The sequence below is a fragment of the Patescibacteria group bacterium genome, assembly GCA_028707495.1.
Classification (GTDB): Bacteria; Patescibacteriota; Patescibacteriia; order UBA2591; family JAQWAS01; genus JAQWAS01.
Genome location: JAQWAS010000004.1, coordinates 12734 through 38380, shown reverse-complemented (window position 1 = coordinate 38380; position 25647 = coordinate 12734). Strand labels below are relative to the sequence as shown.

The 25647-nt window shown below is 32.9% G+C and carries 31 protein-coding genes, 2 tRNA genes and 1 other RNA gene; 23 read left to right on the top strand and 11 right to left on the bottom strand.

Annotation, left to right across the window (positions count from 1 at the left end):
* Positions 1 to 6: 6 nt before the first annotated feature.
* Positions 7 to 79: transfer RNA gene (locus tag PHS07_02240), tRNA-Ser, on the bottom strand.
* Between the two features lie 275 nt (positions 80 to 354).
* Here PHS07_02240 and gatC point away from each other — a divergent pair.
* The 6 genes from gatC to PHS07_02210 all read left to right on the top strand — a co-directional run bounded on the left by gatC (position 355) and on the right by PHS07_02210 (position 4758).
* Entirely contained in the window at positions 355 to 651 is a 297-nt protein-coding gene (gene gatC / locus PHS07_02235; protein ID MDD4607136.1) for an Asp-tRNA(Asn)/Glu-tRNA(Gln) amidotransferase subunit GatC, read from the top strand.
* Position 652: 1 nt separating this feature from the next.
* Positions 653 to 2101: an Asp-tRNA(Asn)/Glu-tRNA(Gln) amidotransferase subunit GatA gene (gene gatA, locus PHS07_02230; protein MDD4607135.1), complete on the top strand. Its 1449-nt coding sequence runs from the start codon at positions 653 to 655 to the stop codon at positions 2099 to 2101.
* A 4-nt stretch (positions 2102 to 2105) separates the two neighbouring features.
* The gene (locus tag PHS07_02225) at positions 2106 to 2573 is read left to right on the top strand and encodes a hypothetical protein (GenBank protein ID MDD4607134.1); all 468 of its coding nucleotides are present in this window, start codon (positions 2106 to 2108) and stop codon (positions 2571 to 2573) included.
* Between the two features lie 79 nt (positions 2574 to 2652).
* Positions 2653 to 3486 carry a hypothetical protein gene (locus PHS07_02220; GenBank protein MDD4607133.1) on the top strand — a complete coding sequence of 278 codons (834 nt, stop codon included), beginning with the start codon at positions 2653 to 2655 and terminating at the stop codon, positions 3484 to 3486.
* Between the two features lies 1 nt (position 3487).
* On the top strand, positions 3488 to 4324 hold the full coding sequence (gene lgt / locus PHS07_02215; GenBank protein ID MDD4607132.1) for a prolipoprotein diacylglyceryl transferase: 837 nt from the start codon (positions 3488 to 3490) through the stop codon (positions 4322 to 4324).
* 227 nt (positions 4325 to 4551) lie between these two features.
* Positions 4552 to 4758 carry a hypothetical protein gene (locus PHS07_02210; GenBank protein ID MDD4607131.1) on the top strand — a complete coding sequence of 69 codons (207 nt, stop codon included), beginning with the start codon at positions 4552 to 4554 and terminating at the stop codon, positions 4756 to 4758.
* Between the two features lie 91 nt (positions 4759 to 4849).
* Here the strand turns inward: PHS07_02210 and PHS07_02205 are convergent, their stop codons facing one another.
* From PHS07_02205 to smpB, 8 genes are all read right to left on the bottom strand, one after another.
* A complete protein-coding gene (locus PHS07_02205) occupies positions 4850 to 5032 on the bottom strand; it encodes a hypothetical protein (protein ID MDD4607130.1) in 183 nt (60 codons plus the stop codon).
* Between the two features lie 203 nt (positions 5033 to 5235).
* Positions 5236 to 5412, bottom strand: a complete 177-nt coding sequence (locus tag PHS07_02200; protein MDD4607129.1) for a hypothetical protein — start codon at positions 5410 to 5412, stop codon at positions 5236 to 5238.
* A gap of 178 nt (positions 5413 to 5590) precedes the next feature.
* Positions 5591 to 5664: transfer RNA gene (locus PHS07_02195), tRNA-Asp, on the bottom strand.
* A gap of 7 nt (positions 5665 to 5671) precedes the next feature.
* Positions 5672 to 6025, bottom strand: a complete 354-nt coding sequence (rplT, locus tag PHS07_02190; protein ID MDD4607128.1) for a 50S ribosomal protein L20 — start codon at positions 6023 to 6025, stop codon at positions 5672 to 5674.
* 6 nt (positions 6026 to 6031) lie between these two features.
* Positions 6032 to 6226 (bottom strand): 50S ribosomal protein L35, encoded by a 195-nt coding sequence (locus PHS07_02185; GenBank protein ID MDD4607127.1) that lies wholly within the window; start codon positions 6224 to 6226, stop codon positions 6032 to 6034.
* Positions 6227 to 6240: 14 nt separating this feature from the next.
* A complete protein-coding gene (gene infC, locus PHS07_02180) occupies positions 6241 to 6735 on the bottom strand; it encodes a translation initiation factor IF-3 (protein ID MDD4607126.1) in 495 nt (164 codons plus the stop codon).
* A 79-nt stretch (positions 6736 to 6814) separates the two neighbouring features.
* Positions 6815 to 7215: a transfer-messenger RNA gene (ssrA, locus tag PHS07_02175) on the bottom strand.
* Between the two features lie 31 nt (positions 7216 to 7246).
* Positions 7247 to 7699, bottom strand: a complete 453-nt coding sequence (gene smpB, locus PHS07_02170; protein MDD4607125.1) for an SsrA-binding protein SmpB — start codon at positions 7697 to 7699, stop codon at positions 7247 to 7249.
* Between the two features lie 115 nt (positions 7700 to 7814).
* Between smpB and PHS07_02165 the strand changes: the two genes are divergently transcribed.
* The 3 genes from PHS07_02165 to PHS07_02155 all read left to right on the top strand — a co-directional run bounded on the left by PHS07_02165 (position 7815) and on the right by PHS07_02155 (position 11385).
* A complete protein-coding gene (locus PHS07_02165; GenBank protein ID MDD4607124.1) occupies positions 7815 to 8576 on the top strand; it encodes a hypothetical protein in 762 nt (253 codons plus the stop codon).
* 255 nt (positions 8577 to 8831) lie between these two features.
* The gene (locus tag PHS07_02160; protein ID MDD4607123.1) at positions 8832 to 10013 is read left to right on the top strand and encodes a glycosyltransferase family 1 protein; all 1182 of its coding nucleotides are present in this window, start codon (positions 8832 to 8834) and stop codon (positions 10011 to 10013) included.
* The gene (locus tag PHS07_02155) at positions 9982 to 11385 is read left to right on the top strand and encodes a hypothetical protein (protein MDD4607122.1); all 1404 of its coding nucleotides are present in this window, start codon (positions 9982 to 9984) and stop codon (positions 11383 to 11385) included. The genes PHS07_02160 and PHS07_02155 overlap by 32 nt, the downstream gene beginning before the upstream one ends.
* Before the next feature lie 68 nt (positions 11386 to 11453).
* Here PHS07_02155 and PHS07_02150 read toward each other — a convergent pair whose 3' ends face one another.
* Positions 11454 to 11933, bottom strand: coding sequence for a hypothetical protein (locus tag PHS07_02150; protein MDD4607121.1), 480 nt, complete (start codon positions 11931 to 11933; stop codon positions 11454 to 11456).
* Between the two features lie 116 nt (positions 11934 to 12049).
* Between PHS07_02150 and ileS the strand changes: the two genes are divergently transcribed.
* The 14 genes from ileS to PHS07_02080 all read left to right on the top strand — a co-directional run bounded on the left by ileS (position 12050) and on the right by PHS07_02080 (position 24258).
* The gene (gene ileS, locus PHS07_02145) at positions 12050 to 14935 is read left to right on the top strand and encodes an isoleucine--tRNA ligase (GenBank protein MDD4607120.1); all 2886 of its coding nucleotides are present in this window, start codon (positions 12050 to 12052) and stop codon (positions 14933 to 14935) included.
* A gap of 9 nt (positions 14936 to 14944) precedes the next feature.
* Entirely contained in the window at positions 14945 to 15691 is a 747-nt protein-coding gene (gene recO, locus PHS07_02140) for a DNA repair protein RecO (protein ID MDD4607119.1), read from the top strand.
* Positions 15692 to 16795, top strand: a complete 1104-nt coding sequence (gene tgt, locus PHS07_02135; GenBank protein MDD4607118.1) for a tRNA guanosine(34) transglycosylase Tgt — start codon at positions 15692 to 15694, stop codon at positions 16793 to 16795.
* A 91-nt stretch (positions 16796 to 16886) separates the two neighbouring features.
* The gene (locus PHS07_02130; protein ID MDD4607117.1) at positions 16887 to 17174 is read left to right on the top strand and encodes a hypothetical protein; all 288 of its coding nucleotides are present in this window, start codon (positions 16887 to 16889) and stop codon (positions 17172 to 17174) included.
* A 69-nt stretch (positions 17175 to 17243) separates the two neighbouring features.
* Positions 17244 to 17456 carry a hypothetical protein gene (locus PHS07_02125; GenBank protein ID MDD4607116.1) on the top strand — a complete coding sequence of 71 codons (213 nt, stop codon included), beginning with the start codon at positions 17244 to 17246 and terminating at the stop codon, positions 17454 to 17456.
* A gap of 35 nt (positions 17457 to 17491) precedes the next feature.
* On the top strand, positions 17492 to 17623 hold the full coding sequence (locus PHS07_02120) for a hypothetical protein (GenBank protein MDD4607115.1): 132 nt from the start codon (positions 17492 to 17494) through the stop codon (positions 17621 to 17623).
* 127 nt (positions 17624 to 17750) lie between these two features.
* Complete coding sequence (locus PHS07_02115) at positions 17751 to 17870, top strand: DUF3310 domain-containing protein (GenBank protein MDD4607114.1); 120 nt, start codon at positions 17751 to 17753, stop codon at positions 17868 to 17870.
* A gap of 83 nt (positions 17871 to 17953) precedes the next feature.
* Positions 17954 to 19330 carry a glycine--tRNA ligase gene (locus PHS07_02110; GenBank protein MDD4607113.1) on the top strand — a complete coding sequence of 459 codons (1377 nt, stop codon included), beginning with the start codon at positions 17954 to 17956 and terminating at the stop codon, positions 19328 to 19330.
* Positions 19331 to 19339: 9 nt separating this feature from the next.
* Positions 19340 to 19633: a hypothetical protein gene (locus tag PHS07_02105; GenBank protein ID MDD4607112.1), complete on the top strand. Its 294-nt coding sequence runs from the start codon at positions 19340 to 19342 to the stop codon at positions 19631 to 19633.
* Positions 19634 to 19639: 6 nt separating this feature from the next.
* Positions 19640 to 20914, top strand: coding sequence for a pitrilysin family protein (locus tag PHS07_02100; protein MDD4607111.1), 1275 nt, complete (start codon positions 19640 to 19642; stop codon positions 20912 to 20914).
* Between the two features lie 89 nt (positions 20915 to 21003).
* A complete protein-coding gene (locus tag PHS07_02095) occupies positions 21004 to 22053 on the top strand; it encodes an AI-2E family transporter (protein MDD4607110.1) in 1050 nt (349 codons plus the stop codon).
* A gap of 2 nt (positions 22054 to 22055) precedes the next feature.
* Positions 22056 to 22730, top strand: coding sequence for a 16S rRNA (cytidine(1402)-2'-O)-methyltransferase (gene rsmI, locus PHS07_02090; protein ID MDD4607109.1), 675 nt, complete (start codon positions 22056 to 22058; stop codon positions 22728 to 22730).
* Positions 22731 to 22742: 12 nt separating this feature from the next.
* Entirely contained in the window at positions 22743 to 23375 is a 633-nt protein-coding gene (locus PHS07_02085; GenBank protein ID MDD4607108.1) for a CvpA family protein, read from the top strand.
* Between the two features lie 4 nt (positions 23376 to 23379).
* Positions 23380 to 24258 (top strand): TatD family hydrolase, encoded by an 879-nt coding sequence (locus PHS07_02080; GenBank protein ID MDD4607107.1) that lies wholly within the window; start codon positions 23380 to 23382, stop codon positions 24256 to 24258.
* Positions 24259 to 24338: 80 nt separating this feature from the next.
* Here the strand turns inward: PHS07_02080 and PHS07_02075 are convergent, their stop codons facing one another.
* Positions 24339 to 25493 (bottom strand): hypothetical protein, encoded by a 1155-nt coding sequence (locus PHS07_02075; GenBank protein ID MDD4607106.1) that lies wholly within the window; start codon positions 25491 to 25493, stop codon positions 24339 to 24341.
* Between the last annotated feature and the right edge of the window lie 154 nt (positions 25494 to 25647).

The following is a 25647-nucleotide window of genomic DNA, read 5'->3' as shown; positions in this document are numbered from 1 at the left end:
TAAAATAACTCGCGATAGGATTTGAACCTATACCTTTACGTTAGCAACGTAACGCTCTACCTGATTGAGCTACACGAGTAATTATTAAGACGATGTTGCCGATCGGGCAAGCTAAGCGCAATTTCCTTTATAAGGAGAATTTATCGACTACATCACATAAATAACAGGAAAATGATTACAATCCAAAAGTGGGGAAAGGAGGGGAAATTCACTGTCGGAATTGAAAACCATTTTCCTGTTTTATCAAAATTATAATGAACAGATAATTTAAGTTTAGCATACAACTAAAATTAGTCAAGATTAAATTGTGGATAAGGTTGATAAAAGTTAAAATTAAATGTATAATAAATTAACATGTCTATTACGCTACAAAAAATTGATGAGGTTAGTCGTTTAGCTAGATTAAGATTAACCCCATCGGAAAAAAAAGCTTTAGCCGACGATTTGTCGGTGATTTTGGATTATGTAGATCAAATTAAAAAAATTAAAATAGATTCAAATTTAAAAATTAATCGTCCAATTAATTTAAAAAATGTCACACGAATTGATCAAGCTAATGTGATTCAATTGGAAGTTAAAGAAAGATTAATTTCGCAAGCGCCTCAAACACAAGGGCAATATTTAAAAGTTAAAAAGATTTTTGAAGGTTAATATGGATTTTTCAAAATTAACGATAAAAAAATTTCATCAAGGTTTAAATAAAAAAACTTTTTCTTGCCAAGAAATAGTTAAGTTATATTTTGATCAAATTAAACTTCACAATCCAAACTTAAACGCTTTTATTAATTTAAATCAAGAAGAGAGTGTGCATCAAGCCGAAATGATTGACAAAAAAATTAAAGAAAAAAAGGAGATTGGCTTAATTGAGGGAGTGCCGATGGCAATCAAAGATAATATTGTGACTAAAAATTTAATTACAACGGCTGGATCAAGGATATTACAAAATTACACACCAGCTTTTAACGCGACTGTGATTGAAAAATTGAAAACTCAGCGTGCTTTAATTTTAGGTAAAACTAATCTAGATGAATTCGCCATGGGATCTTCAAACGAAACATCTTGGTTTGGCCCAGTTAAAAATCCCCTAGATACTCAAAGGGTACCCGGTGGATCTTCTGGTGGTTCGGCCGTGGCCGTGGCATCGCAAATGAGTTTAATAGCTTTGGGATCAGATACGGGTGGTTCTGTCCGTCAGCCAGCAGCTTTTTGTGGCTTATACGGTTTTAAACCAACCTATGGTCGTATTTCTCGTTATGGTTTAATTAGTATGGCGTCATCATTGGATCAGATTGGAATCTTAAGTCAAAACTTAGAAGATATGGAAATAATTTTTGATGCTATTCAGGGTTATGATTTAAAAGATGCTACTAGTTTAAATGAAGAACAAATTAAGCCTCTTGAGAGAAAAATTAATAAGAAAAAAACAGATTTAGTAATTGGTGTTTTGGGTGATAGTTTTATGACTAATTTAGATATTGGCGTAAAAAATAACTTTAAACGGAGTTTAAGAGAGTTACAAAAATTAAATTATAAAATAATTGAAGTGAAGTTACCACATCTTGAATATGCCCTGGCTTGTTATTATTTAATTATGCCGGCTGAAGTGTCATCAAATTTAGCACGTTATGACGGTATGCGTTATGGTTATTCTAGCGTCAATGATCCTAAAGTTAAAAGTACCAATTTAGAACAAGTTTATTTTAAAACTCGTGAAAAAGGTTTTGGTAGTGAAGTTAAGCGTCGCATTATTTTAGGCACTTATATTCTGTCGGCTGGTTATCGCGACGCTTACTATTTACAAGCACAAAAGATCAGAACTTTAATTCAACGAGACTTTGAACAAGCCTTTGAAAATGTTGATCTAATTGCGACACCAACAACCGCCACGCCAGCTTTCAAATTGGGCGAAAAGATGAATGATCCTTTGCAAATGTATTTATCAGATATTTATACTTGTCCAGTAAATTTAGCTGGTTTACCAGCTTTATCTATACCTAACGGACAAGCAGAAAATTTACCAACAGGTTTGCAAATTATTGGATCAGCTATGGGAGAAAAAAGAATTTTTGATTTAGCTCGCATCTATTCAGCTAATAAATAATTTTATGCAGATTAACTTAGATTTTCCGTCTTTACCTTTGAAAATGTGGTTATATATTGGGGGTGTTATTGTGATTGCTTGGTGGATTGTTTATCGACCCATTCAACGTATTAAAAATTTTTTTCATCGGTCGCCAGAATTATATTCTTTAGATAAAAATGATATCCAGCGCCAGTGGCGAGAAATTGATAAAAAAATTCAATCCAATCAGATGAGCGATTTAAAAATAGCCGTTATTGAGGCTGATAAACTTTTTGATCAGGTTTTGCAAGATATGCATTTTACGGGTGGAAGCTTTCAACAACGCTTAAGTCTAGCTTGCAAGAAATATCAATTTTTGGGCAAGCTTTATGCGGCTCATCGTTTTAGAAATCAATTAGTTCATGAGGCTAATTTTAATATTAACAGTTATCAAGCCCGTCAGGCTGTTGATCAATTTAGGTCAGGTTTAAAAAAATTAAAAATTTTATAAACACTTTATGGCTTGAAAGTTTAATTTAAAGTAGTATAATAAAATATTAAATAATTTAATTAATTTAACTAACAAAATTATGAGTAGAGAATTTTTTAAAGACACTCCACCCAAAGTGGTTTTTGTCTTAGGCCTTGCAGTAGGAATTGCCGTAGTTACTATTTTAACCTTGATCTTACTCTTGGTTAATTTTAACAATACTTCATCTATTCCATCTATCCCAACCGATGATTTAACAGCTGATCAAGCAGATGCTGGAGATCAAGCTGTGACTTTTGATGCGCCAGATGAAAAAGAACCTATTTTAAAGTTTTTTGTCATGAGTTTTTGCCCCTATGGCGAACAAGCTGAAGTCGGTCTGGGACCAGTTGCTAGATTATTTAACAAAGATGCTAAAATAGAACCGCATTTTGTGATTTATGAAAATTACTGTGCCAAACAGGGTGAGTGTACGGCAGAAGAGTTATCTCAATTTTGTTTAACCGATCAAGGAGAATATTGTTCCATGCACGGTATTGATGAGTTAAACGAAGATGTTAGACAATTATGTTTGTGGAAATATGATCAAGCTAAATGGTGGGACTATGTAGATGAAGTTAATGCTAAGTGTACTTTAGATAATATTAATACTTGTTGGAAAGAGGCTGCTCAGACTGCCAAAGTTGATATCGGAAAAATTGAAAATTGTTTTAACAACGAAGCTGCAGAATTGTTAGCGGCTGAGAAAAATTTAAACATAGAAATGGGAGTCATGGGTTCTCCTCAGGTCTTTGTTAATGGCAGTGAATATCGTGGAGCCCGCGCACCAGAAAATTATAAAGATGCTTTATGTTCAGGCTTTAAAAAGCAACCCAAAGATTGTAGTAAAGAATTAAGTTTAGCCGGAGCGGCAGCCACTGGTGGTTGCAACTAACATGTCTTTTGGTTTAATTAAATTATTACACACTTACCACCCCCAACCAATTCTCTTTGAATTTAAGGGGGTGGTTGTTTATTGGTACGGTTTTTTTATTGTCGTTGGTATTTTACTTGGTCTAGGATTAATATTATATTTAGCTAAAAAATATCACATTCATTCTGATCATGTTTGGCAATTAGTTTTTTATTTGTTAATTTTTGGTTTAGTTGGAGCAAGAATTTATCATGTTTTGTGTGAAATGCCATATTATTTGTATCAGCCACTTGATATTTTAAAATTTTGGCAAGGGGGTATGGGAATTTTTGGGGGAGTCATAGCTGGAGTGGCAGTAGTTTATTTTTATACTCGCAAATATCATTTACCTTTTTGGTTATGGTTAGACATATTGGTCGTGGGTTTAATTGTTGGTCAAGCTATGGGGCGTTGGGGAAATTATTTTAATCAAGAGTTATATGGTTTACCAACGATTTTAAATTGGGGTATACCGATTGATGTGGCAAATCGTGTAGATAAATATGTGTTGTTTCAATTTTTTCACCCAACCTTTTTATATCAATCAATTTGGAATTGTTTAGCATGTAGTGTTTTGTTAATAAGTCATGCTTTTAGATTTAAAAAAATAATTCGCGGGCAATTAATTAGACCAGGGATAATTTTTACTACATATGTTTGGTTCTATTCGGTGGGGCGTTTTATGATAGAATTTTTAAGAATTGACCGCCAACCGGAATTTGGTATGTGGCGCTTGGGTCATATTTCTAGCCTAATTTTAATTATTACGGCTATAGTTATAACGTGTTGTTTAAAAAAAAGAAAAATGCAACTGATTTAAATTTGCCATAAAATTAATTAATTGATATACTGGAATTAGTTAATGATTAATTAACAAGATTTTAAATGATTTGTCTAGATTAAGGTTATAAATTAGAATTCGTTTAAGGCGGTTTAACGTTAATAAACGTTGCCCACCTGAGGCCCACCGATTCGGCGGGCAAACGGGCTAATAATTTGTAACCAAATCAAAGATTTGGACAAATTATTAGAAAGGGGGTGAAAAATATGTCACAATGGATTTGGTGGGTAATTATCATTGTAGTTTTAGTTGTTTTAATTATTCTTTTAAGTAAGGGTGGTAAAAAGGAATCAAGAGAGGAAGCAGGTGAAACGGAAATTCCAGCCTCAACAGAAACTCCACAAGAATCAACTTTACCAGAAGAAACTCCAGAAGAAGAAACTGAGACTCAAGATGATGAACCCGAAATTTAGTTTTATAAATCTTGCAAGTTTTATAAAAGTCAAATTTTATAAATAAAAAACCAATCGTTTAAACGACTGGTTTTTTATATAAGTTTAAAGACTACCATTCGGCGCTATCGCCTTCTTCTTCGTCTTCTTCAATTGTTTCATTGTCATCAGTGGTGACATCATCGTCATCGCTTATTGACATGTCATCATCACCACCCATGTCGTCATCAACCATACCATCATCGTCTACTTCTTCTTCGGTGGTATAGTCATCGTCAAAGTAAAAATTGATCATGTGTTTTTTTTATTAAACTTATTAGAGGAGTTTGGCTTCGACAATCCAAACTTTAAATATTAAAATTATCAAATTACACTTAATTATAAAGAGTTTTAAAAAATAGTCAATAAATAAAATGTGGATAAGTTTTTAATAAAAAATCGAGCTTTTGTGCCCGATTTTTTATTACCATTTTTTTCTTTACATTAGAATGCAGATGACTATTCTACGTCTTCTTGATTGTCTTCTTCTAATATTTCTGAGTCTTCTTCAATTACTTCCTCTGGTGTTTCAGCGACTTCTTCGGTGATTTCCTCTGGTGTTTCGGTTATCTCTTCAGTTGAAATAGCATCATCATCATTAGAAATATTTTGCATATCATCAAAATAATTAAACATATTTATTTGAATTATGATTTAATAAAAAAAAGAGTGTTTTAAAAGCTGTTCGACCATTTTAAAAAAAATCAGCCGGCACTCATTAAGAGTATACCTTATTTTAAGAATAAAGCCAATGTGGATAAGTTTTTAGGTATAAAAAACAGCAGTCCGATGGGCTGCTCTTTTTTATATCAAACGGGGACGACCGGGCTCGAACCGGCGACCTCTTGCGTGACAGGCAAGCGTTCTAACCGACTGAACTACGTCCCCTAGATAATTATTTTTTAGGCGTAACTTGCTTAATAAGCTGTTCAAAAACTTTGGGTTCATTTTCAGCTAAATCTGCTAAAACCTTACGATCTAATTCAATTTTATTCTTTTTTAAATTATCAATAAACTTACTATAAGTAGTTTCAAGCTGGCGACAAGCCGAATTGATATTAATTTGCCATAAACTGCGGGTAGTTCTTTTTTTATTTCGGCGATCACGATAGCTATAAGCACCTGCCTTTTTAACAGCGGTTTTGGCTTGACGGATAAGTTTTTTTCGACCACCTCGATAGCCCTTAACTTGTTTTAATAAATTACGTCTTTTTTTGTTATGAGTGGCTCCACGTTTAACTCTAGGCATATATTTTTAATGAATTGATTTTTTAATTAATTTTTGGTTACTGGGTGATAAAGTTTTGTCTTGACGTTTATTGCGAGTAGTTTTACTGTCTTCGCGAGCATTAAAATGACCTTGACCACAAGTGCGATGTTGAACTTTACCTTTTTTAGTTATAGTAAAACGTTTAGCAACAGCTTTACGAGTTTTAATTTTTTTAGACATATTTTACAAATAAATTATTTCTTTTTAATCACAGTTATAAATTTATGACCTTGATGAGTTAACGGTTGCTCAATCTCAATATTTTCTCCCAAATTTTTAATAAATCCCGTAATAATGTCTTGGGCAATATCCTTGTGAGCCTTTTCTCTGCCTTTTAATAACATTTCAATTTTGACTTTATAGTTTTTTTCTATAAATTTTTGAGTTTGTTCAATCTTAACTGACAAATCGTGTTCACCAATGCGTGGTGAAAGGCGAATACCCTTAGATTCTTTGGTAATTTTATTTTTTTTATTTTGTTTTTGCAAATTATATTTAAAACTACCAAAATCAGTAATTTTTACTACCGGTGGTTCAGCTTTAGGGGAAATTTCAACTAAATCTAGACCAGCCTCTTCGGCTTGTTTTAATGCCTCATTCAATGAAACAACTCCAATATATTCTTCATCTGTGCCAACAAGCCTAACCTCCGGAGCTTGGATTTTATGATTAATTCGATAATAAGGCAAATTTTGAGTTTTTTTCTTTTTTCTACGGTAAGCGATAAGTTTAAAATTAATTATAAATTATATAAAAAAAATAGTCAACTGGTGGAGATGGGGGGTCTCGCACCCCCGTCTAAGAAGATTAAATAAAAAAGTTATTACTTATATACCCTAGTTTAATTTAAGGTTAGATATAAACTAGATAAATTATTTCTAACCCGTGGCTTAGATTAAATTTTCGGACCAAAAGACTAAGCTTCTTTTATTCCTATCCCACTAGTTGACGCCTAATTTGTGTAGTGAGAATTGACAATTAGACGGCTGTCAGCTTAATTAAGCGGCGACAGCAGCTAAGGAATAACTTGGAGCCATTAAGCTGGCTACAGTACTCTTAACTTTAATAAAAATGTTTTTGGCATTTATTGGAATGATTTAGTTTAACGTCGTTAATCAAGACGATAAGACCTTTTTACCTAATTTTTCTCATCAACTTTAAACATCCCCGAGATATGATTTTTAAATTTTTAAGGTTTAACTATCTACGGCGGTACGTGGCTTGAAGAATTCTGCGATCAGTTTCTTTCTGTTTAATTTTTTCACGTTTATCGTGTTTTTTTAAGCCCCGCCCTAAACCAATTTCAATCTTGATTATACCTTTATTATTATATACTTTAATTGGTATTAATGTCAAGCCCTTAATCTGTAATTTACCGATTAAGGTTTTAATTTCTTTTTTAGTTAATAATAATTTACGCGAGTGGGTGGGCTGATAATTGGTTTGAACCTGAATAGCTGGTGGATAGGGAGCGATATGACAATTAATTAACCACAACTCTTGTTTAGCGTCTAAATTAACATAACTACCCTTTAAGTCTAATTTTTGTTGTTTGACTGATTTGACTTCTGGTCCACTTAAAACAATGCCTGCGGTCCAGGTTTCTAGAATTTCATAATCATGAAAAATAGTTTTGTTGGTAATTGATTCCATGTTCTAATAATAACTTTTTTTGAATAATTTGTCAACACATCTTGACAAGAAATTTAATTTATGCTAACATATAGATAGCTCTTTTAAAAATGACTAACAAAGAAAGGATATTCAATTGAGAAATTTAATTTTAGGAATTGTTGCTTTGTTCCGTGGTGATAAAGTGTGGCAAGTATTTAAATTGGCCAGGCTATTTGACAGACAAATAAAAACTCTCAGAAAACGTGGGTGTTCACAGTCCATTATTGCGTATATTCAAACTAAGAAAAAAGAGGTTATCACTAAAGCAAAAGCAATAGAAGTAGGCGATGGTCGTCTTCCCTTTGCTATAGTTATACCCAAGTCGCGTAATGGAACTTATTCTTTAAAATTGTCGACTTTAGTAGGCATGTTGGGTAAGATTAAAGAGCATAAACAAAGCTTACTTGAGTTTGATGGGGTTGAAGATAAAATACAAGTTCCAGAATTACCATATTTTATTTACGGAGTTGGTGTTGAGCTACTAACAGCAGGCAAGTCGCCCGAAGAGGCAAGGGTTATTGTTGAGGAGCTTGATCATCGTTGTTTAACGGTTGCTGAACTTGTTGCTTTTGCAACTCACACAAATATATTATCTTACTTAAAAAAGATAAGTAATGGTAAAATCTGGAATGTTTCCGTGTTTGCCGTATCTTCTCGTTACAAGAAACATGAGCCATGCATTGCGTTTCCAGATAGACATGTCATTCTGGTACCAGACTTGATTATAAGTGAAAGTAGTTATCTTTTGTGGCGGATAATCGTAGATGGATATAGTTATTCTTTACGAGCTACTAGCCATAATGATACTGGACTTGCAACTTATTCAATTACTGCCTCATGCTGTAGTCGGGGGTGATTTGTTCTTTTTTCCAAAAGGGCGCGCGAAATAGCGCCCTTTTTTATTTTTTTAAAATTTAAGTTGCTTGTGGATTGCTAATAATGTATAATATAATAATATAAAGATTTTAAAATTAATTTTTTAAAGAAAACAAAAATTATGCGTATAGGTATAGATCACCCCAATCAATCGCTACGCTAATTGGTGGGGTGATGAAAGTCGGATGTGACAAATTTACATTATATAAATAAATTAATATTTTAAAACAAAATTATGCGTATAGGTATAGATTGTCGGGCGATTGTAAATCCCAGTCGCGATAAGGCCGTGGGCGTTGCTCATTATACTTATCAATTAGCACGACATTTAATTAAAAATGATTCTAAAAATGAATACGTTTTATTTTTTGATCGAGATTTAGAAAAGAAAAAACTACAAGAATTTAAAAAGAAAAACGTTAAAATCCGATTTTTCCCTTTTCAAATGTATAAAAAGTTTATATCCTTTTTGTATTCAAGCAAATTAACTGATGCTTTTTTTGAAAGAGAAAACTTAGATATTTTACATTCGCCAGTTGTCGAGTTGCCACCAACATACAAGGGAAAGACAATTGTGACGGTACATGATATTGCTTTTAGTTGTTTTCCTAAATTATATACCAAAGAAGTTGTTAATCGACGTAAGAAAAATTTTCCGCGAATTTTAAAACAAGCCGATAAAATTATTGCTGTTTCAGAATCAACTCGGAATGATGTTGTTAAAAAATTAAAAATTCCGGCAAAAAAGATTGAAGTAGTTTACCATGGCCTGGATAAAGAATTTTTTAAAAAAATAAATAAAGTCGATATTCAAAAAATTTGTCAAAAATATAAAATAACCGGTGACTATATTTTATTTCTTGGAAAAATTGAAAAAAGAAAAAACTATGAAAACATAATTAAGGCTTTTGCTGATTTTAGAAACAGAAACGAACAATACAAAAATTATAAATTAGTTTTAGCTGGTCAGTGGTCTAATCATTTTAAACAAGAAAAAGATGAGCTATTTAAATTAGCTCCGCGTGGTAAAATAATTGCACCAGGCTTTATTCAAACTCCAGACTTACCAGCTTTATTTTTAGGCTCTCGAGTTTTTCTTATGCCATCATGGTGCGAAGGTTTTGGTTTATCAATTTTAGAAGCCATGGCTGCACAAACGCCAGTAATTACCAGCAAAATATCATCTATGCCAGAAACAGCCGGCAAGGCGGCTTTACTAGTTGATCCTCAAAAAGTTAAAGAAATTGCTGATGCCTTGGAAAAAGTTTTAACAGATAAAAAATTAGTTACCAGTTTAAAAAAGAAAGGGTTAATTCAGGTTAAAAAATTCAGTTGGGATAAGTGCGCTCAACAAACTTTAAAAATTTATAAAAAATTAAATCAGAATGTCAGTCGTCAAAAGAATAAAACCAAATAATAACTTTAATCATTTATATAAAAATTCTACGGGTAAATTTTATAATCCGCAGAAAACCACTAAAAAACAAACTACGCGCTTGTGGGCGTGGGTAGCGTTGTTTTCTTTTTTAGTTTTAATTTTGGCAGCCATTGTGGCCGGGATGGTTGTTTTTAAAGATGAAAATAAAAGTCAAGGCTGGTCAAGCGAAAAAATTATTTTACAAATAGAAAGTAAGGATAAAATTAAAGCTGGTGAAGAATTAACTTATCAAGTTATTATTAAAAATCAAGGCGACGTGGGCTTAGCTGAAGGTGAATTATCAATTTCTTTTCCGCGGGGTTTTAAATTAACTTCAATTAAGCCGGAACCAGCCAGTCAATTGGTAAGTGGCGCAGTTTGGCAGATAGCCAATTTAAAAGAAAAATCGAGCCAGGAGTTTGAATTTACTGGTCAGATTTTTGGTAATGTTGGCGAGACTAAAGATTTTATGGCTGCCTTAAATTATCAACCGGTCAATTTTTCTTCCAATTTTTTAGAGAGCACTTCTTTCAAAGTTGAAATTGAATCTTCAATTTTAGATGTGAGCATTAAAACGCCGAACGAGGTAGTTGAGGGACAAGTTTTTCCTTTAAATTTAAAATTAACCAACAATTCTGATCAGGATTTAGAAAATTTAAAAATTTTGTTTTTAGACACAGAGGGTTTAGAAATTATTCAGCAGGATGATTATGCTGTCGAGCATGGAGTGGTGAGTATAGATAAAATTAGCAAAAATTCAAATCAAGAAATTAATTTAGAAGCTAAATTTACACAAACGGCCGATACGGAAGTAATTTTAGAAATAGAAACGGGTATTCAGGATTTTAACACTCAAGAAATTGATATTATTACCATAACGAATGCGCAATTAAAAATTATTCAAGTAGCCCTAGATTTAAATTTAATTGTTAATTACAAGCAAGATACAGTGGCAACCGTTTTGGGCGAAAAATTAAACTATCAATTATTGATTGATAATTCTGGCCAGCAAGACTTAACCGATTTAATTGTGAAAGTTGATATTAGTGAAATAAGTTTAATTGATTGGGAAAGTTTACAGGTTGAAAGTTTAGAAGAAATTGGAGATGTTGAGCGCGATGGACAATTAGTTTTTAATAAATTTCAATTCCCAGAATTAGAAGAATTAACAGCTGGTGATCAATTTGAAATTGATTTTAATTTAAATTTACTCAAATCAGATCAAATTGGTGAAATTGTGGCTAGTTTACAAAAAGACAATCAAATTAAATTAACCACGCAAGCGACTTGCACGGCTAGTTTAAAAAACGAAGACGTCGGTGGATTTGAAATAACTACTCAGCCAGTTGAAATTATTGTTAATGTAGATTAAAAGTTTTTAAAAAAGACACGTTTTGATTTCGAAGCGTGTTTTTTTGTATAAAAATAAAAGCTCCGTCACTAAGGTGACGGAGTTGAAGCTGATTGCTCCATGTCGAGAGGGGTTTGGTCGAAAATTCTACTAAGCTGTGGTCTTGATTTTTTGATTTCTTTTTCAACCTCTCTCCAAATTTCTGGAAGAATTGCGAGAATTTTTTTTGTAAGGTCTTTTCCAAAAAATTCGCGAGAATTTTCCAGACAATAGTCATCTGGATTCTTGAATTTCGTGAAATAGGTGGGCGTTATTTGTTCTATCAATCCGGTAAGTTTTAGAAGAGAAAGAGATTGACGTATTTTATCGGACGAGGGGGGATATTCTTGTGTACAGAACATGACGGGAAATTCTGGAAATAGATTTTCTCGAGTTAACTTATATATCATCAGGTAGATAGCCTGATCAACAGCTGGGTGCCACCATTTTTCTTTGCTTTCCCCACAACGCAAGAAATAACAAATTAAATGAACCCAGGCATGGGCATTTTTTTGATAATCTTTTGCCATTATTTCTCCTTTTGAAATGAGCGTAATTGTTTATTGAGTTTATCTTAATTCAATCTTTAATTCTTGTCAAATCGAATTAAAACCGCTATAATGGGAAAATATAATTTAAAATTATTATGGCACAAGTTAGCTTTCCAGAAATTGAAAAAAAGATTTTAGATTTTTGGCAGAAAAATAAAATTTTTCAAAAAACCCTAGATCAAAAAAGTTCACAGGGGGACTTTGTGTTTTATGATGGACCCCCTTTTGCTACCGGTACGCCACATTATGGACATTTGGTGGGTAGTTTAATGAAAGATATGGTGCCACGCTATTGGACTATGCAAGGCTATCACGTTGAACGCAAATGGGGTTGGGATTGTCATGGCTTGCCAATTGAAAATATCGTGGAAGAAGAATTAGATTTAAAATCAAAAAAAGATATTCAAGATTTAGGTATTGATAAATTTAACCAAACTTGTCAGTCAAAAGTTTTATTATACGCCGAGGAGTGGCGCAAAGTAATCGAGCGGATGGGGCGTTGGGTAGATATGGACAATGATTATAAAACCATGGATTTGGATTATATGGAAAGTATTTGGTGGGTTTTTAAACAACTCTGGGACAAAGATTTAATTTATCAAGGTTATAAATCAATGCATATTTGTCCGCGTTGTGAGACAACTTTATCACAATCAGAAGTTACCCAGGGGTATCAAGATGTAAAAGATATTTCAGTTATTGCTAAATTTGAATTAATTGATGAGTCCACCCAAGGCGGACAGGCCTCGACTTTTGTTTTAGCTTGGACAACTACGCCGTGGACGTTAATTGGAAATGTAGCGTTGGCGATTGGGGAGAAAATAAATTATGTAAAAATTAAATTTGAAGATAAAAATTATATTTTAGCTAAAGCCAATTTAGAATCTATTTTTGAAAATAAAAAATATGAAATTGTTGATGAAATTAAAGCCAGGGATTTAGAAAATAAAAAATATAAACCATTGTTTGATTATTATCAAAATAAAGATTTAAAAAACAAAGATAATTTATACACAATTCAAACTGCTGATTTTGTGACCGTTGAAGACGGAACTGGAGTAGTGCATATTGCACCAGCTTTTGGCGAAGATGATATGAAGTTAGGTGAAGAAAAGGATTTGCCATTTATTCAGCACGTAGGTTTGGATGGGCGTTTTACAAATGAAGTTAAAGATTTTAAAAATTTAGAAGTCAAACCTAAAAATAATCCAACCAGCACTGATAAAAAAGTAATTGAATATTTAGAAAAGAAAAATTTAGTTTTTAAAGTTGAAGAATTTGAGCACTCCTATCCACATTGTTGGCGATGCGATTCGCCATTATTAAATTACGCCACTTCGTCTTGGTTTGTAAATGTGACTAAAATTAAAGACGACATTTTAAAGCAAGCAGAAAATATTCATTGGGTGCCTGAGCATATTAAAGATGGACGTTTCGGCAAGTGGTTAGAAGGTGCGCGCGATTGGTCAATTTCAAGACAAAGATTTTGGGGTTCGGTTATGCCAATTTGGATTTGTGATAAATGTGGCGAGAAAAAAGTTTTTGGTTCAATTCAAGAATTAGAAAAAATTTCTGGCGCAAAAATTAAAGATTTACATAAACACACAGTCGATCAAATTGAATTTAAATGTGATAAATGTGATGGTCAAATGAAAAGAATTGATGATGTCTTGGATTGTTGGTTTGAATCAGGTTCAATGCCTTATGCGCAGATGCATTATCCTTTTGAAAATAAGGAAAATTTTGAAAATAATTTTCCAGCGGAATTTATTGCCGAAGGAGTAGATCAAACCCGTTGTTGGTTTTATTATTTAAATGTTTTATCAGTTGCCCTAGAAAATAGTCATGCTTTTAAAAATGTGATTGCTAATGGCATTGTGCTAGCCGAAGACGGTAAGAAAATGTCCAAACGGTTGAAAAATTATCCCGAACCCATGGATGTTTTTGATCAATTTGGGGCCGATGCAGTCCGTTATTATTTAGCTACTTCACCGGTGGTGAAGGCTGATGATTTATGTTTTAATTCGAAAGATGTAGAAGAAGTAGTTAAAAAAGTTTTATTGATTTTGTGGAACGTATTTTCTTTTTATCAAATGTATGCCGAGAATACGAGTGTCGCTAATTTAGATATTAATAATATTAACAATATTTTAGACCGCTGGATTTTAGCTAAAATGGAATTATTGAAAAAAGAAATTACACAAGGCTACAATAATTATGATTTAAATCAAGCTACGCGCCCAATCCAAAATTTTATCAACGATTTATCAACTTGGTATTTAAGAAGATCTCGAGACAGGTTTAAATCAGATAATCAAAAAGATAAAAACGATGCTTTGGTTACATTAAAATATGTTTTAATTAATTTATGTAAACTCATGGCGCCAGTTATGCCGTTTGTATCCGATTTTATTTATCAAGAATTAAAGGGTGAACAAGAGTCAGTACATTTGGAAAAATGGGCAACCTTATGCGAGGATTGGATTGATAATAAAATTATTGATCAAATGGAAATAGTTAGAGAAATTGCTAGTTTAGGTTTAGAACAACGGGCGAGTGTTGGGATGGGCGTGCGCCAGCCTTTAGCTAAAATTATTGTTAAATTTCCAAATTTAAAAGAATTACCCACAGAATTAGAAGAAATTTTATTAGACGAATTAAATATTAAAGCTATAGAATATCACACTCAGGCCGAGAAAGAAGTTGAATTAGATACTCAATTAACTCCAGAATTAAAACGCGAGGGCGTTAAGCGCGAATTGGTTCGGCAAATTAATAATTTACGTAAAAATGCTGGTTTGACCATTAAAGATACAATAACCTTATATTATCAAAGTGACAATTTAGAGATGAAAGAAATCATAAACGATTTATTATCCGACGTAGTTGCTGGTAAATCGGTTGAGGAAAAGGTTAAAAGTTTACAAGAAAAAGAGTTAAAAACTGATTTGGGTGAGGTGTGGGTTGGCATTGTTAAATAATTTAAAACTATGTTTTATAACACTTTGGCCATAGTTTTAAAACAGACAGATTGGCGTCAAGCAGATAAATTAATTACAGTTTATACTCAAGATGCGGGTAAAAAAGTTTTATTAGCCCGGGGGATCAAAAAAGTTAAAAGTAAGTTAGCCGGTCACATTGAGCCGTTTTTTTTATCAGAAATTAGTATTGCACCTGGTAAAAATTATGATTATTTAGCTGGAGCAATCACGGATAATAATTTTAAAAATTTGAGACAAGATTATCATCGACTTTTTTTTGTGGCTAGTTTAATGGAATTAGTAGATTCTCTTTTAAATCAACATCAATGGGAAGAACGAGTTTTTGATTTATTAATAACATTTTTACAACGAGTTAATGAATTAAATTCTTCACAGAATAAACAATTATATTTAATGAGTTTAGCCTTTATTTTAAAATTAATTTCAATTTTAGGTTGGCAACCAGAATTTTATAATTGCGTGTATTGTGGACAAAGGGTCAAATCAAAGCAAATTTTTTTTAGTTCGTACAAGGGTGGAATTGTTGATGAGAATTGTCGCCAGAGTAAAGATATTAAAGTTTCGCCGGCTGTTATTCAAATTTTTAGATTATGTTTAAAACAACCATTTGATTTTTGGTTAACTAAATCAGCTAATCAAAAATATTTTAATGAAGCTAAAAAAATTCTTAAATCATTTTTAGAATATCACATGGAACGTTCAGCGGATTGGTTAAATTATTTAAAATTAAATTAAATGTCTTTCAAATTATTAAAAAAATCAAAAAAATCTCAAGCACGCATTGGAATTTTAAAAACTCAACACGGTAAAATTCAGACGCCGTTTTTTATGCCAATTGCCACTGTGGGCACGGTTAAAACTTTAACTTTTGAAGATTTACACAATTTACCAGCCCAGATTATTTTAAGTAATACTTATCATTTAATGTTGCGACCAGGCGAAGATTTAATTAAAAAAGCCGGTGGTTTGCACCGATTTATAAATTGGCATAAACCGATTTTAACTGATTCGGGTGGTTTTCAGGTTTTTTCTTTATCAAAATTAAGAAAAATTGACGATCGAGGAATTAAATTTAACTCACACATTGATGGACGCGAGTATTTTTTAACACCATTGAAAGCTTTAAAAATTCAACAAAAATTGGGCGTAGATATCGTTATGCTTTTAGATGAATGTGTGGGCTTGCCAGCTAGTCGTGAAAAAGTTGCAAAGGCGGTTGAAAGGACAACTAAGTGGGCCAAACAACAGCAAAATTATATTGCTACACTTCGGGATGATTATAAAAAATTATTTTTTGGTATAGTCCAGGGGGGCGTATATAAAGATTTACGTTTAAAAAGCACCAAAGAAATTACAGCTTTAAATTTTGATGGTTATGCGGTTGGTGGCTTGGCAGTGGGAGAATCAGAAAAGGAAATGTATCAAGTTTTAGATTGGGTTTGTCCAAAATTGCCATCAAATAAGCCACATTATTTGATGGGTGTAGGTTATCCAGAACAAATTATTGAAGCAGTTAAAAAAGGTATTGATATGTTTGATTGTGTGATTCCAACTCGCGAAGCTCGACACGGCAAGCTGTATCAATTTAAAAATAAAAAATTAGACAAAGGTTTTTATCAAACAATTAACATTAGCAATGCTAAATTTAAAAAAGATTTTAGCCCAATTAATCCAGATTCAAAACTAGAAATTTTAAGAAAATATTCAAAAAGTTATTTACATCACTTATTTAAAATCCAAGAGCCATTGGCTTTAAGATTAGCCACCTTGAATAATGTTGAATTTTATTTAAATTTAATGGAGAGGATTAGACGAGCGATAAAAGAAAACAATTTATAACCTTGACAAAATTTAAAATAAGAATTAAATTAAATAAATCGTTCGTTAAAATTTTATAACCCAAATTTAGTTAAAAGGCGAAAGGAGAAAAATGTCCCTAAAAATTAATGCAAGCAAAAGAGATGATTTAAATCCATTTATTCTTTTTGGTCAAGGAATATTTTCTTTGATCTGTTTAATAGTGGTTGTTGTGGTCTTTATTTTCATATCAATCTATTTTTATGTGATTGATCATGTAATAAACTGGCTATACTATTTTTTAATTTCTATAGCCGGTTTGGCCTGTGTTTTAGGAGCGATATGTGCCGAAGATTTGAATATTTATTTTTTCGATAAGAATCTTTTCGGCAAGCATATTTACGAAGATATAGATATATAAAATTAAAACCAAGGCAATCATAATATCAACAAGAATTATGCACAAATTATATTTAAGGGAGGAAAAGTATTGGAATATTATTACTTTGACGTGGTGGTTATGGTTGAGGGAAAACGCAAGGAGCTTTTAGTTGTAGCTAAAAACGAAGACGATGTTAAAGAGGTTGTTTCGGCTGAATTTTCAGACAGGGCAGTTGAATTTGTGAGTATTGATCTTTCCCTAAAAAACCAACTGGGGTCATCAAAATCTAAGATAATAGCTTACAGAGAGCGGTTATCTTAATTTGAAAGGAAGCTATTGTTTTTATCGTTGCCGCGATGTGTCCATCTGACGCACCAGAAACAATTAGACTTTTTAGATCTTCGAGTAAAACTTTTTCGATGATTGAAACTGTGCAAATAGGTTCGCAAGCCGAAATAGAAAGCCCTAAAGTTTTAAGTTGGGATTAAAAAAAGGAGTTGTCATGGCAAAAAGAGAAGCTGTTAACCATCCAGAACATTATGGGGGGGGGACAATCCATACGAAGCAATCAAGGTAATTGATGCTTGGGGTCTGAATTTTTCCCTAGGCAATGTCATAAAATATATTGCTCGAGCTGGCGAAAAGGATCCGAAAACTAAATTTGAGGATCTTGAAAAGGCGCGGTGGTATTTAAACCATGAAATTGCTAGATTAAAAAATTCTAGCGAAAAATAGATTTGAAAATCCCGGCATGTGTCGGGATTTTTTATTTGCCTGAAAATAGCTTTAATAGTATAATTAAATAAGAATCAAGAATTATGAATAAAGAAAAATCAAATATTAATTCTATGGATAAAATTATTTCGTTGTGTAAACGGAGGGGATTTATTTTTCCCTCAGCTGAAATTTACGGAGGGTTGCGATCAACTTATGACTATGGACCTTTGGGTGTAGAATTAAAAAACAATATTAAAAAAGCTTGGTGGCGTCGTATGGTGCAAGAAAGACAAGATGTAGTTGGTTTAGATAGCGCTATTTTAACTCCGGAAATTGTTTGGCAGGCCTCGGGTCATTTAGAAAATTTTACTGATCCCTTGGTTGAGTGTAAAAAATGTCATCAGCGTTTTAGGCAAGACGAATTAGAACAACGGGATTCTTCATTCGCCAAAAAGCGGATTCAGAATGACAGCTTGGCTTGTCCTGAATGTGGCGGTGAATTAACTCAGCCCCAGAGCTTTAATTTATTAATGAAAACTCAATTGGGCGTGGTAGAGGGTAAACAAGACGATGCTTATTTGCGTGGTGAAACGTGTCAGGGGATTTATTTAAATTATTTAAATATCAAAGATTCAATGCGTTTAAAAATGCCTTTTGGTATTGCTCAAATTGGCAAGGCCTTTAGAAATGAAATCACACCGGGCAATTTTATTTTTAGAATGAGAGAATTTGAACAAATGGAAATGCAATATTTTGTTAACCCCCAAGAAGCTAAAAAATATTATAAAACGTGGAAAGATTGGACAATGGATTGGTATCAAGAATTTATTCAACAACCTAAAAATTTACGTTGGCGTCAGCATGAAAAAGACGAATTAGCTCATTATGCCAAAGAGGCGTGGGATGTTGAATACAAAACACCTTTTGATGGTTGGAAAGAATTTGCTGGCGTACATAATCGTGGCGACTGGGATTTATCGCGACATAGTCAATTTAGTAAACAAGATTTGAGTTATATGGATTTGGAAACTAAAGAAAAATTTATACCCTGGGTACAAGAAGTTTCGATGGGAGTTGATCGAGCCATGTTAATGTTTTTAGTTGATGCCTATACCGAAGTAGAAACTCGGAGCGGTGATGAAGACTCTAAACACGAAACAGAAGTAGTTTTAAAATTACATCCAGAATTAGCGCCAATTAAAATTGCTATTTTACCGTTATCTAAAAAGGAGCCTTTGCAAAAATTAGCCCAACAAATTTTTGATGATTTAAAACAAAATTATAAATTAGATTATGACGAAACCACTAGTATTGGTAAACGTTATCGTCGTCAAGATGAGATTGGCACGCCATATTGTTTAACAATCGATTTTGAAAGTTTAGATGATCAAGCTGTGACTATTCGCGATCGAGATACAATGCAACAAGAGCGAATTAAAATTGCTGAATTAAAAAATTATTTCCAAGATAAATTTTAAGCAACAATTATGTCACTAGAAAATAATTTTGAGGGAGGGGGTCCAAAACAAGAAGATGCTTTATTAATGGGATCTCTCGAACAGACATTGCCTGGCATTACACAAGTAGTTGGAGGTGATATTAAAATGGCTGCCTTGGCTATTTGCCATGGAGATTGGAATATGTGTTCAGATCCAAATTTAGCTAAAGATTTAGCAAGAAAAATAGACGAGATGGATAGACTTCAATTAGAAGCAATTCAATCTAAAATATTAGAGCATTTAAAAAGTCACTCTTGGCGATCTAAAATAAAAGATTTATAAGAAAAAATGAACACTTATTATCAATTTAAATTAAAAAATGGTTTGCAAATAATTTCCGTGCCATTAAAAAACACTCAAGCGGTGACTGTTTTAGCTTTATTGCCGTGTGGCTCGCGTTATGAAAATTTAGAAATTAACGGCGTTTCTCATTTTATTGAACATTTAATGTTTAAAGGCACGCAACGTCGATCAACAACTTTAGATATTAGTCGCGAATTAGACAAGATTGGTGCTAATTATAATGCTTTTACCGGCAAAGATCATACAGGTTATTATATTAAATCAGCTTATCAACATTTAGATTTAAGTTTAGATATGTTAGCAGATATGTTGTTTAATTCTAAATTTGAATCGACCGAAATTAATCGTGAAAGGGGAGTGATTTGTGAGGAAATTAAAATGTATCAAGATAATCCGTTGTTATATATTGAAGATTTGTTTGAGCAGACTATTTTTAAAAATAACAGTTTGGGTTGGAGTATTGCTGGGCCACAAAAAAACATTCAACAAATTAGCCGTCAACAAATCCTAAATTATTATCAAAAGTTTTATCAACCACACAATATGGTTTTAATTGTGGCAGGTAAACACGACTCCCAAAATCTTAAAAAAAAGATAGAACAACATTTCAAAGTTAAAAATAAAAATCAAACCAAACAGAATTTTAAAAAATTTAAATTTACTAATTATCAGCCTGAAATTAATATTTTAAAAAGACAAACTGATCAATTGCAATTGGCTTTAGGGTTTCCGGGCGTAGCTTATGATGATAAAAGAAATGATGCTTTAGATTTATTGTCAATTATTTTAGGCGGGAATATGAGTTCGCGGTTGTTTGTTGAAGTTAGAAGTAAGCGTGGTTTGGCTTATTATGTTCAGGCCGATCACGATTCTTATCAAGATACGGGTTGTTTTTTAATTCGAGCTGGGATTGATAAAAAGAATTTAGAATCAACTTTAAGTGTAATTAATCAGGAATTAAATAAAATTAAAAAAGATGGAGTAACTTGTGAAGAATTACAACAGGCGCAAGATTATTTAAAAGGCAAAACCATTTTAACGCTTGAAGATTCGGCGATGTTAGCGTCTTTTTATGGTGCCCAAAAATTATTAATGTCGCAAATTTTAAACCCAGAAGAAAAATTTAAAAAAATAGATCAAGTTAAAGCTAGTCAGATCCAAGAAATAGCTCAAGAGATTTTTACCCAAAATAAATTTAGCCTAGCCTTAATTGGTGATATTCACGCAAAACAAAATTTAAAAAAGTATATTAATATTTAGAATTTTTCGTTAAGAAGGGGGTTGCCAAATCGGTTGATTTAGAAAACACTATTTAAAATAAAAATATTTAAGTTTTAAAAATAAAAATTATGTTAGATCAAAAAAGTTCTCAAACCGTAGATGTTATTGTCTGGAGTTTTTTAAAAATTTTAGCCATTATTTTAATTATTCTTTTTTTGTATTTAGTGCGAGATATCGTTTTAATTTTATTTGTGTCAGTTATCTTAGCTTCAGCTGTTATTCCTTGGGTAGATAAATGGCAAGAAAAAAAAATTCCTCGAATTTTAACCATTGTTTTGATTTATTTAGTTTTAGTCGGGATTGTTAGCTTAGTTACCATATTAATTATTCCAGCCGTCGGTCAGCAATTAACTCAGTTAGCTAAAGCTTTTCCTTTTTATTATGAAAAGGTTATCGGGTTATTTCAAAATAAACCAGAGTTATTACAAGAAGGTGCTTATAACTTTCAAAACTTTTTACAGAGTTTAAGTGCCAATATGGGTGTAGCCACTAAAAGTTTAATTGACACCATCGGTAGTATTATGGGTGGTTTGACTTCATTTGTTTTAATTTTAATTATAACTTTTTATATTAGTGTTAAAAAAGATAGCACCAAGATATTTTTAGAATTAATTGTACCGCAGAAATATCAAGTTTATACCGTGCAATTGGTTGATAAAATGCAAAACAAAATTGGTCAGTGGTTAAAGGGGCAACTGTTTTTATGTTTAATTATCGGTATTTTATCTTATGTTGGTTTATTAATTATTAACGTTAAATACGCCTTATTGCTGGCTTTAATTGCCGGGATTATGGAAATTATTCCATTTATCGGGCCAACTTTGGGTGCTTTGCCGGCTATTTTATTAGCTTTTATGCAATCACCTCTAAAAGCTCTGTTAGTTTTAATTTTATATATTGTGATTCAACAATTAGAAAATAATTTAATCGTGCCACACGTGATGAAAAAAGCCGTAGGTTTAAATCCAATTGTGACTATTATTGCGATTGCGATTGGGGCTAAATTGGCCGGTGTTTTGGGGGCAATTATTGCTGTGCCAGTTGTGGCCTCGTTAAGCATTTTGGTTAAGGATTTGCCTTATTTAACTAAATCAACTCGTAAGGTTAAGATACAGTAATTATGTCCACTCTCTACATCGTTGCCACACCAATCGGAAACCTAGATGACATTACATTACGCGCCTTAGAAGTGCTTAAAAATGTTAATTTGATTTTATGTGAAGATACGCGTCAAACTAAAAAATTATTGGATCATTATCAAATTAATAAACCAACCTTAAGCTATCATCAACATTCAAATTTAAATAAAGTTGAACACATTATTCAAGAATTAAAAATTGGTCAGAATTTAGCTTTAGTTTCGGATGCCGGCACACCAGGCATTTCAGATCCTGGTAATCAGTTGATTGAAAGCGTGATGCAAGAATTTAAAGATCAGGTTGATATTATTCCCATTCCTGGGGCGTGTGCAATTACCACTTTGGCGAGCGTAGCTGGTTTGTCAATGGATAAATTTATTTTCATGGGGTTTCCGCCACATAAAAATAAGCGTTTAAAATTTTTTAAAGAATTAGCTCAATTTGAATATCCGGTTGTTTTATACGAATCGACTCATCGAATTATAAAAACTCTAGAACAACTATTAGATATGGTCGGAGATAGACAATTGGTGGTTGGACGTGAATTGACTAAAAAATTTGAAACAATTTATCGTGGCAAAATTAGTGAAGTTATTCAAAAACTTAAAAATGACAGCATAAAAGGCGAGTTTGTCTTAATAATAAATAATCAATAATTTAAAAAAAGTATGACAGTCTTAGACTTAATTTTAATTTTGATTCTAGTTGGTTTTTGTTTGAGTGGAGTTAAATATGGTTTTATTCACTCACTGGGTTCGATTGTCGGTGTAGTTTTTGGAGTTTATTTTGCTAGCAAATGGTATCCTTTGGTGGTTGAAAAAATAGCACCAATTTTATTTGGCCAAGAGCGCCTAGTGGCTTTGTTGGCTTTTGTAATAATTTTTATTTTGTTCAACCGCGTTATCGGAATCGTCTTTTACTTTTTAGGTAAAATGTTCGGCATTGTCGCTTTTGTGCCGTTTTTAAAAACCTTCAACCGAATCTTGGGTGGAGTCTTGAGTGTTTTTGAAGGTATTTTAGTTTTGGGAGTAATTTTTTATTTTTATAGTCGTTATCCGATTTGGCCGGCTTTAAATGAAGCGATGATTAATTCTAGAATTATACCTTTTGCTTTAAATATAATTAAAATTTTAATGCCCATTATTCCTGAAGGGGTTAAGCAATTGGATTCAGTTATGGATCAGCATGGAGTTAACCAAGTTATTGAAGAAAATTTGGACAAAGGTTTAGATAAAGCTATTGAAGGCGCTAGTCAGGGTTTAGAAAAGGCAGTTGAGGGTGGAGGGTTAAACGTAGAATAATTTTATGATAGACACTCACAGCCATTTAAATTTTAAAGCTTTTAATCAAGATTACGCTGAAGTTGTTCAGCGTAGTTTTAACAATGGCATCTTAAAAATTATTAATGTGGGGGCTAAATTAGATTCAAGTCAGCGCGCAGTTGATTTGACTCAAGAATTTGAAAATTTATATTCGGCTGTGGGTTTACATCCAATTCATGTGAACCCCGTTAGAAATTTAGATATCAATGATGAGGTTAATAAAATTAATCAGGATTTGCCTCAAAAATTGAATAATTTCAATGATTATAAAATTTCTAACGGGGTGAACGATGAAGAATTAAACATTGGTGCTTATCGCGAATTAGCTCAAAGAAATAAAGTCGTGGCAATTGGCGAAATTGGTTTAGATTATTTTTATGGCAAAGAGAAAGCACTACGAGAAAAACAACAACAAATTTTTAGACAATTTATTCAATTGGCTCAGGAACAAAATTTACCTCTGATTTTACATTGCCGTTCAACTAAAGAAGAGCCCGATCAAGCCTATAATGATATGTTAGAACTTTTAGAAAAATATCAATATTTTAATGGTGTAATTCATTGTTTTACTGGTAGTCCTTTGATGGCTAAAAAATTTTTAGAATTAGGATTTTATGTTGGATTTACTGGGGTGATAACCTTTGCGCCGGAATTAGTTGAAACAGTGGCGAGTGTGCCTTTGGATAAAATTTTATTAGAAACGGATTGTCCCTATATGTCGCCGGAACCACATCGTAGAGAAAGATGTGAACCATGGTATATTAAATTCACAGTTCAAAAGATCGTTGAAATTAAAAATATAGATTTAGAACAAGTTTTAGAACAAACCACGTTTAATGCTATAAACTTATTTAATTTTTGAGTTTTTAAAAATAATTTTTATAAAAAAATAGGGGCGGCTTTAAAGTCGCCCCTTTTGATGCGTCCCCTTCGTTGTGGGACTTAAGTCCTACCGGGTCTCTCCGGTACAATCCGGCATTGGCGTTTCCGGTGGATCGCTACAATGATGACTATCAAGACGATAACCAGAATAATTATGACAGCCACACTTCCTATGATATGCAACGTGTCTTGGAAGAAGAACCCCAGAACAGCATTTTTTTCCTTTTTATCGCGGGGAGGGTCAATGAGGTTCTGTTCGGTTGTAGGATCTTTCGGTGGAGGATTGACGAGTGAGGAGTTGTGAATCTTTACGTCGGTGGAATCGGGCGGCTTAGGAGTGGTTACCAGGTCACTAAAACCCTTAGATTTTTTAAACGCTTTGTTCAAAGAATCAATCTTTGTTTCAAGCGTTCGAAGTGAATCATCAAGATTTACAGGATTGAATAATGAAATTATTCTTTCCTGTGACTGCCCCTTGATTCCCAGGTTGTTGCAGGCGGAACGGAATGTATCTGCCCTGGCTGACTTCATAATTTCTTCTTCACCGGCTTTAACCTTATTGCCAGCGGAGTTCCACTCTCCCAAGAGAATTCTAGCTAGTTTTTCTGGGCTAGATTTTTCGTGTATAATCTTGGGATCGCTCGGTTCATATCGCAACAGATTCGTTAACAGCTCGAGGTTGGCCGAATAAGTAATTTCTTCGACCAATCTAACATATTCGAGTGAATCTTCGATCACTTGAGTGACTGAATCGGCGATTTGTTGGTTTCTCTCGTTGATAGCATCAGCTTTGATGCTATCAATGAAAGCCTGTGAAACATTCGTTGCCGGCGAGGGGCTTTCTTCCTCACTGGCAGAATCTTCCGTTGTTACTGCCGATTGATTGTTTTTTTCCACCAAACTTTTGACGACAAGCGTCATATATTTGGTATAGTCAATCGACATTCTGTCTTTAATCTCGATAAATTTGAGATGTTTATTGACAATGACTACGCCGATGCTTTCTGGGACGACACCGTAAAACGGTGATTCCAGAAGTCGACCAAAGATTACATCCGCCGTTCCAGGTGTAATATTTTCTGCGTAGTTTACAACCTGCAAGAACGAAACTTTGGTCGAATCAGAAAGATTTGACAAATCGACCGGAGAATCGGCCTGAGCACTGGCTACCAGTATGGTAGCGACGACGATTGCGACGAGAAAAACGTTTCTCATTGGGTCCTCCTTTGTTGGACTTTTTTCTATTTTTTTGTGATTTTTTTTTAAGAACAAAAGGATTTTTATCCTTAAATATATACTATCATAATTTTATTTTCTTGTCAAGAGGTATAGCTAGATTTTTATCCACAGGGCTTAAAATGTATTTTTA